We start from the raw sequence: 8,371 nt of genomic DNA on the forward strand, positions 1-8,371 counted from the left end.
CTTCGGGATTGTGATGCCCGGCAACTGATACCCCCGGGCGCTTGTTGCGGTAAGAAGAGGGAGTTAAGAAATGGCAATTCCGTCATACATGTGGCTCAAGGACGATGGTGGCGCAGACATCAAGGGTTCGGTGACCGTCCAGGGCCGCGAGGGCAGCATCGAGATCACGCAGTTCGACCACAGCCTGCATATTCCGACCGATGGCAATACGGGCAAGCTGACAGGCACCCGCGTTCACGCGCCGATTACGCTCGTCAAGGAAACCGACGCGTCGACGCCATATCTCTACAAGGCCGTCACCAGCGGCCAGACGCTCAAGTCGGCCGAGATCAAGTGGTACAAGATCGATGACGCGGGCAAGGAAAAGGAGTACTTCAACACGAAGCTCGAAAACGTGAAGATCGTCGCCGTACGTCCGAAGATGCTCGACATCAAGGTACCTGACTTCGAGAAGCACAACCACCTCGAGGAAGTCGAACTGCGCTACGAAAAGATCACGTGGTCGTACAAGGACGGCAACATCATCCATTCGGACACCTGGAACGAGCGCTCCTGATCCACGGCGGTCTGGATGCCGGCCCACCGTCTGAGGTGGTCCCTGAAAACGCCGGCCTCCTTTAGCCAGTCTGCTCAATAACCTTTGCAGGCTGGCCTTTTTCCTCCACGGGACGCCAGTTCCCCACTGGCGCGCCCTTCTCCCGATGTGCAAACAGCCAGACCATGACCGTGCACCACGACCGAAATCCTTCCCTTCGCGACGCCAGCCAGCTCCTGCAGCGGCTCAATCCCCACTGCGCGAACGCGCTCGAGGCCGCGGCAAGCCTGTGCCAGACACGGCTCGCGGATGAGATTACGGTAGAGCACTGGCTGCTCAAGCTGATCGAGGCCGGGGACGGCGATATCCCCGCCATCATGCGCCACTACGAGCTGAATATCGACGCGGTGTGGGATGCGCTGCTCCGGGCTATCGACCACACCCCGCGTAACCTGCGTGGGCGCCCCAGCCTCTCTGCGCAACTGGCTGCTGTGCTCCAGGATGCGTGGTCACATGCGTTGAACCTGACCGATAGCGGCGAGACGACCATCCGTTCGGCCAATATCCTGCAAGCCATCGTCGAGGCGCCCCACGTGCTGCGCGCGACAAATGCCTGGCAGTTGCTGTCGGTCAGTGCCGCGCAGATCGAGCGCCTGCTGCCACGCCTGGGGCTGCGAACCTGTGAAAACCGGCCGGAAGAGCCAGAGGTTCCCGCTGACCAGACTGCTGCACCCGCGCGAGGCGGTGCCGTCGACAGCGCTGCCGAAGGAAAACCAGCGCCGGCTGCAAAGCGCAGCGTGGAAGGCGACGCTCTCGCCCGCTTTGCGATCGACATCACGGCAAAAGCGCGTGAAGGGAAAATTGATCCGGTATTCGGACGCGACCGCGAGATCCAGCAGATGGTCGATGTGCTCGCGCGGCGCCGCAAGAACAACCCGATTCTCGTGGGCGAGCCAGGCGTGGGCAAGACTGCGCTGGTCGAAGGCCTCGCGCTGCGCGTGGCCGAAGGCACCGTGCCCAACGTGATCCGTGACGTGCGCATCCTCACGCTCGATCTTGGCCTTCTGCAGGCGGGCGCCGGCGTGAAGGGCGAGTTCGAGCAACGCCTGAAGAATGTGATTGACGAAGTGCAGGCCTCGGATGTTCCCATCCTGCTGTTTATCGACGAGGCACACACCCTGATCGGCGCGGGTAATGCTGCCGGCGGCGCCGATGCGGCCAACCTGCTCAAGCCCGCGCTCGCACGTGGCGAGCTGCGCACGATCGCCGCCACCACCTGGTCGGAATACAAGGAATACTTCGAGCGCGATGCGGCGCTTGAGCGACGCTTCCAGATGATCAAGGTCGAAGAGCCCGATGACGACGCGGCGTCTCTCATGTTGCGCGGCCTCAAGGAGCGTTACGCGACCTATCACAATGTGCACATCCGCGACGAGGCGCTGGTGGCCGCAGTCAAGCTCTCGCGCCGGTATATCCCCGCTCGACAGTTGCCGGACAAGGCCGTCGACCTGATCGATACGGCCGCAGCGCGCGTGCGTATGGTCCTCGAATCGCCACCGGCGGAGCTGCAGCTTGCCCGTGCTGCGATCGCAGCGCTGGATCTGGAGATGTCCATTCTCGAGGACGACGCGCGCGCAGGTATCGAAGGCGTAGCCAAAGATCGTGCTGCGCTGGGTCACGAACGCGCCCTCCAGAAGGGTTTGCTGGACGTGCGGCAGCAGCAGTACAAAAAGGAACTCGGACTGGTGCAGGCACTGCATGAACGGTGCGATGCCGCTAACGGCAGCGATCATGCCGCCGTGTCGCGCGCGCGTGAAGCGCTCGCGCAAACGCAGGGCAAGGCGCCGCTGGTCTTCGCCGACGTGGACGCGCAGGCGATCGCGCGCGTGGTGGCCGAATGGACCGGCGTGCCGGTCGGCAACCTGCTCGAAGACGAATTGCAGGGTCTGCTCTCACTGGAAATAAAGCTGGCAGAACGAGTCGTTGCACAGGACGATGCGCTGGGTGCGCTCGCCGAGAGCCTGCGCACCGCCAAGGCAGGGCTGAAGAACGAGCATGCGCCGCTCGGCGTTTTCCTGCTCGCGGGTCCGTCGGGTGTGGGCAAGACGGAAACCGGACTCGCCCTCGCGGACTTGCTCTTCGGCGGCGAAGCCGCGCTCACGACGATCAACATGTCGGAGTACCAGGAAGCACACACGGTATCGCAGCTCAAGGGCTCGCCGCCGGGCTATGTCGGCTACGGCCGCGGCGGCGTGCTGACCGAAGCCGTGCGCCAGCGCCCCTACAGCGTCGTGCTGCTCGACGAGGTCGAGAAGGCCCACCGCGACGTGCTCGACATCTTCTACCAGGTGTTCGACCGCGGCGTGATGCGCGATGGCGAAGGACGCGAGATCGATTTCCGCAACTGCGTGATCCTCATGACATCCAATCTCGGCAGTGCGCAGATCGACGAAGCCACGACCGACAGCCCGGACATCGCCCAGGCGGCGCTGCTGGATGCCATCCACCCGCAGCTCATCGCACACTTCCAGCCGGCTCTCCTGGCACGCTTCCAGACGCTGGTCTACCGCCCGCTTGATGTCACCGCGCTCGCCGACATCGTGCGCATGAAGCTGGCGCGGGTAACCGAACGCCTGAAGCGGCAGCACGATGTCGAATTGATCTGCGCCCCCTCGCTTGTCAGCGCGATAGCCGGACAGTGTCTCGCCCGCGAGTCCGGCGCGCGCAACGTGGACGCCTTCCTCAACCAGCGCATCCTGCCGACGATTTCACGCGAGCTGCTCACGCGTATGGCCGCCGGCATCAAGCCCGCCATCATCAGCATGTCCAGTTCGGAAGACGGCAATCTGGTCATCGACTTTTCCGACCGTGAAGAGTTGGCCGCAAGCTGACCAAAGCCGGGACTGGACCGTGCCGGCCGGCAAGCCGTTGGGGAACGGTTGCGCCGGCACGGCCCGATAAAAGAAACAGACAGCATGAAACAATGCACCATCACGACCGGCGTCATTTTTTGCCTGCTGGCAACGCTCGCGGGAACTGCCCGCGCCGCCTACACGGAACAGTGGCTGGATCCTCACGAACTCCAGAAAGAAGCAGCCGCAAGGTCCGGCCGACAGGCGCCAGTCTACACATGCCGCAGCGAAGGCAACCACTGTGCCCGTATTCGCCCGAAGCAGGCATCGACAAGGTCGCCCGGCGAAATTCTTGATCGGGATCCAGGTTCTGCCGACGATCCCATTGCGGCCTTCGTGAAAAAGCACGACGCTTCCCATTCTGCACGTCGCGGGTAGTCTGCCCCTCCCGATGTACCGACCGAACCTTCTGCTGTCCTGGCTCGTTGGCGCAATGGCGATCGCTGTTGCGTCGACAACGCTCGGCAACGCCAACGCAGCGAGCGCTCCGTACTGCGAGCCCTCGCTGCGCGCCAGTCTTCTCGCGGCGGCGCGGTCGTCCCCCTCTGCAGTTCAGGACGATGGATCGCTCTACGGCGTGCAACGCTGGAATACGTGGACCCGGCGGGACATCCTGGGGATGTCATTGCCGGGTTTGCTGTCATGTGCCTATACGGTCAGTGCGATCTTTCAGGGTGCCTGTCATCCGATCGGAAAACTCGCATCGGTGTCGGCCGTCGATGCCGCACTCTCGCGCTGGCAGAAGATTGACGTGCAGGCAGACGTGGCGCCAGGTGACGTCGTCTTCTGGCGCCCCCGCACGATGCCTGTGCTCCATCGCGTGTGCGGTGCGCACTGGCACGTGGGCATCGCAACCGGAAAGAACGAAACGCTGGATAACGACTGGTGGACCGGCAAACCTGCAATTCATGGCCTGACGCGGCTTTGCGTTGCATTTGCCTGGGCACGCCGGCCACCTGGATGAATGCATCCACTGCAGCACTCGGACGAAATCCTGATTCCGGAGCCGGGCATGGAACCTGATACCACTTCTGCAAGAGCGCGTAACACTGACGGACACTCGGTCGTGTTAGGAGACGATCCCCTTGTCGTCCTGAAAGGTAGCCAGGGCAGATCACCCAAAGGGGTATTCATGGTGACGGTGGCATCGTCCCTGAGCCGGGGTGGCCGACCAGTCCGTTGCACGAACTTCATACGCGGCATCTCCCTCCTGCTTGAGGCAGACATACCGCCCACGCCGACAGGCCACGCGCAAGCTCTCGTTGAATTCCTCGCCACCGCCATGGAACCGGCGCTCAGAGCGCTGGCTCAAACTTCCCCCCCGCCAGTGCACCGGTGTGCCTTGAACTTCCTAGAGTCAAGGCCAGTTTCGCCCAAATAACTCCCATCTGCAATGGTTGCCCGGCATCATGCAGATCGACGTTGAGGAGTCTTCCAGCATCAACGCGTTCCTTGCGTCTCCGTCACCAGAAGCAGATCACGATTTTTCGCATCTGCAAGCCGGTAGTACGGCCGCCCTGCCTCCGAACGTTCAGCCACACAACCGGTCGCAGGATTTTATGTCCCAACGCTTTTTGAGCGAACCCGTCGGGCGCGCACTGGAATGCACCATCAAGGCAATGACCCGCGAATATTCGCGAATCCCCTTTCGCGTGCGCTTTCGGGCGTCCGGCGCGCTCGACGCATGGGCAAGGCTTCGCCGGGAGGCGGGAGAACAAGGTGCCCGCCTGGATAAAGGACTGGGCAATGTGCGCACCAACCCTTCCGACCTGATCCGGGAAACGGTGGCGCTTGTCTATACCGGCAGTGAGCCCGGCTACCGGGAAGATGCCACATCCCTGGTAGCAGCCGTGTCGACCAGCGTACCGCCACAGGCGTTCTGGCTACGCGGGGGCGCCCTGTTCGAGCCGACCGATGCGCTCGAACAGTTGCTCAAGCTCTCCGACGTGAGCGACGACCTGCCGCTTGCCGCTGTCGCCCGCAACGCGCGCGCCATTGTCCCGGCCAGGGATTGCGTCAGGTGCCCGACTGTGTTGACTCGATCATGATCTTCGACCACGAGGGAGTATCCGCAGAAGGAACCGCTGATCGCTGGCTGACGCTGATCGCCCCCAGGGAAAATCTCACAACAAAGAACAGGCTTTCCATCTCCATTATGCGCATCTGCCTCAACGACGAAAGCCTGACGATCCGCGACGCCATCGGCCGGTACTTTAGTAGCGACAAGGATGTCGGTAACGCCGGCGACACTGAGGAAGCGACTTTCTGGATGCGGGTGCTCAGTTACGCCTTCAAGATCCTGTTCTATCTGTCGAGCGAGCAGCCCAGGGTCATCGAGGACAACGCCTGGACTAACGCACCGAGAAATTTCAGCGGTCTGGGAAGACGCAGAAGGAACGAGCGTCTGCGTGAAATCGATCAGCTCTACGACCGCTACATCGTCGGGCCTGAAGTCATTCCCTCATTGCATGAGCGTGGCAGCACGCACACTGACACGCGCGAAGGTGGCGAGCGATCCCCGCATTGGCGCCGGGGCCACTTCCGGCTGCAACGCCACGGCCCCAATTTCTCCCGGCAGCGTGTGATCTTCATCATGCCGATCATCGTCCGCGCCGATCTGCTGGAGCCTGACGGCACTCACTGAACACGCCCCCTCGCGGTGGCGTGTTGTTTTCATCAGGAACGCGAATTGACTACGAGTTCGAATTTGAGAAAGGCGCCGTAATCACCTCGTCCCTGAACCTGGTGAAAATCGACGCGCTCGTGTACCGGATCTTCAACGAGATGCTCGCTGGTGCCCACGTGCCTTGGTACATCGGCTACAACGAAATGGCGTGCCGCCTCGACGGCACGAAATATCACGCCGCGCCAATGTTGGCCGAATTAAGACCTCACCGAACTGCTCATGTCGAGCATCTCGCGTAATCCGCTCGTCACGCGTTCTATCGCATCGTTGTGAAAGACCAGCACGATATGCTCATCAACCAACCAGTCTTCATTCCGCTGCTCTCGATCGAAGATGGTGCGACCAGCGTACTGACCACCGTCGCGGAAAGCTCTTTCAACCGTGGCATTGTGCGTGCGCTGCAGAGCCCCGGCGCGCGCGTCGAGCGACTGAACGACACGCTCGCCCGGTAGCGCTCCCTGCATCGCAGGTAGCGTGTCCGCAGGATTCCGAACGATCCATCCATCGCAGAACCGCATCGCCACAGCTTTATCCCAAATTACGCGGCCCACGTTTGCTTACACTTGACTACGGTTTTTCATATCGCGAGGTGCCAAGATTCCATCACGGCACCGGAGCCGGGCTACATGCGGTTTGCACCAACCGCAACCAAACCTCGCACGAGACAACATGAAGAACATCCTTTTGCATGACACCCGAAACGGACATCACCGGATCGCGTCAGTGCTTGTCGCCGGCGCGGCAATGATCGCAGCCTGCCTTGCCGCTTTCCGAGGCGCATCGGCTCGGGAGGTCGTGGTCCTCACCCCGCCGGCCGCGCGTGGGCTATGTATGGCAGCGCGGCTACTGGGGCTGGCAGCATTGCCGCTATGCCTGGGTGCAGAGCCAGTGGATCCGGCCCGTGCGCAGCGCGCCGCTGCCACCGCCGCCCGCGCCTGTATCGAACGTCATGAAACTCTCGACCGATGCGCTGTTCCCCTTTGATCGCGGCGATGTCTCCGACATCCTGCCTGGTGGACGCTCGCAGATCCGCAGGATCACGGGGCAGTTGCGCACGATGCGCATTGGACGCATGGAGGTGCGCGGTTATACAGACCGCCTCGGATCCTCAACCTACAATCTGGACCTGTCGCAACGCCGTGCCGATGCGGTCAAGGCGCTGCTTGTGCAGCAGGGAATTCCGGCCAACCGGATCGATGCACGCGGCCTGGGCGAAAAGGATTCCGTTACGCAGTGCAGCGACCGGCAGCCACATGACAGCCTCGTCGCCTGTCTGCAGCCTGATCGCCGCGTGGAAATTGTGACGTTCGCGCGCTGACGATCGTCCGCTGCCGTCGACGACTTCAAACACGATGGACAGGCCGCCCGAATACAGGTAGGCGGACGATCGGCGGGACGTCGTATCAGTACCGTCAATCCACACGGTACAGCAGGCCGCCCCTGCTCAAGCTTTCCGGAACAGGTCCCTTAAGTGAAGCATTTCGATCAGATAGCAGACCGTCCGGATTGAAACCGGTCTGGCATCGGGATCCAGCGCAAGGCGAACTCTGTAAAACGCAAACGCGGCCACTTCTCGCCAGATCGAATACGGGTCACGGAGCTGGATCAGGCGAGGGTACGACGACTTTCCGGTCGCTAGCCACGTGACGCGCACCCGGGTGCCAAGCGGCAGCGTGCGATGGACAGCCGTCAGTTGGCCGCCGTTGTGACGTTCCCCACTGACCGTGCGGCGTCCTTGGAACTTCGATGCATACCGGGACGCCTTGCCTGATTGCAGCATGCTGCCCTTGCGCGCGCGGTTCGCCACTTTCGTTGTGTCCACATCGTCTGGTGTGTCGTTTGCCGCGTCGTTACTGGCCTCTGTCTCACCCAGCGCAGGAGCGACGTCGACGGCCCTGGTTCCCGACGCGGGTGATCGTGCGCTAGCTGCGCGCACGCAGTGAACAGGCTGCGGATTCCCGGAATTGCCAGATAGCGTAGCGGTAGCACGATAGAAGCCCGTCAACGAAAAGCCGTTCAACGGTAAAAAATGTGCGTTGACGGTCTAACCGCGCGACGGGACGCCTACGACAGTTACTTGCATGTCAAGCAATGACATCGACCGGAGCTTTTGTTCCCCGACAAGAAATGACATTTCAAAGGGCTGCAAACCATTGCTCTGGTAAATAACGGAAGGGTATAAGGGAGCGATAGCCTGTAAAAGGCCATGACCACGGCTCGTCCTTTCTTTGCAACTCG

The 8,371-nt window shown here is 61.8% G+C and carries 10 protein-coding genes; 9 read left to right on the forward strand and 1 reads right to left on the reverse strand.

The window, feature by feature from the left end; translation table 11 throughout:
- Nucleotides 1-70: 70 nt before the first annotated feature.
- The 9 genes from U5768_RS22955 to U5768_RS23000 all read left to right on the forward strand — a co-directional run bounded on the left by U5768_RS22955 (nt 71) and on the right by U5768_RS23000 (nt 7,451).
- The gene (locus tag U5768_RS22955; RefSeq protein WP_322032677.1) at nt 71-556 is read left to right on the forward strand and encodes an Hcp family type VI secretion system effector; all 486 of its coding nucleotides are present in this window, start codon (nt 71-73) and stop codon (nt 554-556) included.
- Between the two features lie 164 nt (nt 557-720).
- Complete coding sequence (tssH, locus tag U5768_RS22960) at nt 721-3,426, forward strand: type VI secretion system ATPase TssH (protein ID WP_322032678.1); 2,706 nt, start codon at nt 721-723, stop codon at nt 3,424-3,426.
- Between the two features lie 84 nt (nt 3,427-3,510).
- The gene (locus U5768_RS22965) at nt 3,511-3,825 is read left to right on the forward strand and encodes a hypothetical protein (protein WP_322032679.1); all 315 of its coding nucleotides are present in this window, start codon (nt 3,511-3,513) and stop codon (nt 3,823-3,825) included.
- 55 nt (nt 3,826-3,880) lie between these two features.
- On the forward strand, nt 3,881-4,411 hold the full coding sequence (locus U5768_RS22970) for a hypothetical protein (protein WP_322032680.1): 531 nt from the start codon (nt 3,881-3,883) through the stop codon (nt 4,409-4,411).
- A 445-nt stretch (nt 4,412-4,856) separates the two neighbouring features.
- Nucleotides 4,857-5,495: a hypothetical protein gene (locus U5768_RS22975; RefSeq protein ID WP_322032681.1), complete on the forward strand. Its 639-nt coding sequence runs from the start codon at nt 4,857-4,859 to the stop codon at nt 5,493-5,495.
- On the forward strand, nt 5,492-6,091 hold the full coding sequence (locus U5768_RS22980; RefSeq protein WP_322032682.1) for a hypothetical protein: 600 nt from the start codon (nt 5,492-5,494) through the stop codon (nt 6,089-6,091). The genes U5768_RS22975 and U5768_RS22980 overlap by 4 nt, the downstream gene beginning before the upstream one ends.
- 20 nt (nt 6,092-6,111) lie before the next feature.
- On the forward strand, nt 6,112-6,372 hold the full coding sequence (locus U5768_RS22985; RefSeq protein WP_322032683.1) for a hypothetical protein: 261 nt from the start codon (nt 6,112-6,114) through the stop codon (nt 6,370-6,372).
- Nucleotides 6,373-6,420: 48 nt separating this feature from the next.
- The gene (locus tag U5768_RS22990) at nt 6,421-6,585 is read left to right on the forward strand and encodes a hypothetical protein (protein ID WP_322032684.1); all 165 of its coding nucleotides are present in this window, start codon (nt 6,421-6,423) and stop codon (nt 6,583-6,585) included.
- A gap of 497 nt (nt 6,586-7,082) precedes the next feature.
- Nucleotides 7,083-7,451, forward strand: a complete 369-nt coding sequence (locus tag U5768_RS23000; protein ID WP_322032686.1) for an OmpA family protein — start codon at nt 7,083-7,085, stop codon at nt 7,449-7,451.
- A 126-nt stretch (nt 7,452-7,577) separates the two neighbouring features.
- On the opposite strand, the gene U5768_RS23005 is transcribed toward U5768_RS23000, so the two are convergent.
- Complete coding sequence (locus tag U5768_RS23005) at nt 7,578-7,955, reverse strand: septal ring lytic transglycosylase RlpA family protein (protein WP_322032687.1); 378 nt, start codon at nt 7,953-7,955, stop codon at nt 7,578-7,580.
- Nucleotides 7,956-8,371: the final 416 nt, after the last annotated feature.

The sequence above is a fragment of the Paraburkholderia sp. J76 genome, assembly GCF_905220295.1.
Lineage (GTDB): Bacteria > Pseudomonadota > Gammaproteobacteria > Burkholderiales > Burkholderiaceae > Paraburkholderia.